This is a genomic window from Synechococcus sp. R8-2 (assembly GCF_047461715.1).
In the GTDB taxonomy this organism is placed as follows: Bacteria; Cyanobacteriota; Cyanobacteriia; order Thermostichales; family Thermostichaceae; genus Thermostichus.
In genome coordinates this window covers 1-1344 of record NZ_JANSHQ010000307.1, presented here as the reverse complement: position 1 = coordinate 1344, position 1344 = coordinate 1, and the positions used below count along the sequence as shown (strand labels likewise).

General features: G+C 60.8%; 2 protein-coding genes. Both read right to left on the bottom strand.

What is annotated here, in order from left to right; all coding sequences use genetic code 11:
- A partial coding sequence (locus tag NW819_RS08005) for a hypothetical protein (protein WP_414413437.1) occupies positions 1 to 834 on the bottom strand: 834 nt, incomplete at its 3' end.
- Between the two features lie 31 nt (positions 835 to 865).
- Positions 866 to 1344, bottom strand: a 479-nt coding sequence (locus NW819_RS08000; protein WP_414413436.1) for a hypothetical protein, incomplete at its 5' end; no start/stop codon positions are given.

Genomic DNA, 1344 nt, shown 5'->3' with positions numbered 1-1344 from the left:
CTGCAGCACCCTGATTTGCTCGGCCCGAATGGCCGCCGGGATCGATCCTTCCGCATCGACGTTGACGGCGAACCGAACGGTGCCTTCCATTTCCACCACATCTCCCGGGAGCAGATCCAGCCAGCTGGCAGAGCGGCCAAGGCGAGTCACTTGCACCTCCTCAGCGGGAACCACCGAGACCCACGTGCCCGCGTAGCGCTCCAAGCTGGGGCTGACTTTTTCCAAGTTGACCCCAATCCAGCCCTCCTTGCGGTTGAGAAGTCGCACCGTCCCAGTTAGTTGGAAAGGCTGTGCTTCTTCCGCTAACTTGATTGGCTCGTAGAGAACCTCTGTATTTAAAGGCTGCAGCCGAGCCAACTCCACCCGCCACCCTTGAGCCTGGCGATAGAGGGTAACCTCCATAACTGCGCGCAGCCGACCCTCCGGCAAAGGCTCGTAGAAGCCCAACTGAGAGCGAAAAGGGCGAAACCGGGGATCCTCCCGATCCGGCTCTGTTAAAAATCGTTGCAGCTCCTCGGCAGTGAACTGGAAACGCAAAGTCGGCACCACCGCTTCTGGCTTTAGGATCGAGTCCACCCGGAAAACGGCTGTATTGCCCACCGCTTGAATGGGGGTGAGGGTAAACTCCTCCGCTGAGGGCCACGATTGATCCAAGGCTCCAGGAGGGATCCCTTTTAGCAGCCGCGGAGTGAGCAGGGCTTCTGCGGTGGCAAAATCGCGGGCATTGGCCGCCTGGACAAACTCCCGCAGCGTTTCTTCAGCCGTTTTGGCCTGCCAACAGCCCCCCAGAGGCAGCAAAGCCAGCACCAGGAAAAACCACGCTCTCACATCCACACCCTCCCCAATCTCCCTGCAGGTAACAGTCCTAGGGGTTCTCGGTTGGAGATGCAGAATTTTCACCGGGATCCGCTGCTTCTGTCTCTTCTGGGTTTTCCGACTGGGATCCCGAAGCAGCAGGTGGCTTATCCGGCTGCCACACTTCAATTCGCCAGCCGCGATCTTGCTGGTAGAGGGTGATCTTGACGCGGGAGGTCACCGTGTCTCCCTCCAGGCGCATCCCCACCAACTGCGGGGCCAACTGCTGATAGGTGGGATCCGCCAGATCCGGCTGGGTCAAATACTTGCGCAACGTCAAGGGATCCAGCCCCAGGCGCTGGGCCGCATCCTCCAGCGAGTCGGTGCCCTCCACCCAGACATAGGCCGTCTTCCCGGTCACCTCTTGGTTGCGCACCTGCACGTTCTTCCCCACCGTGCCCCAAATCGAAGGCAGGGATCCCGGCCGGAGGGCATTGCTGAAGCGCTCCGTCAGGTAGCTGTCTGCCGTGCCCCAGTCCCCCTTCTCGG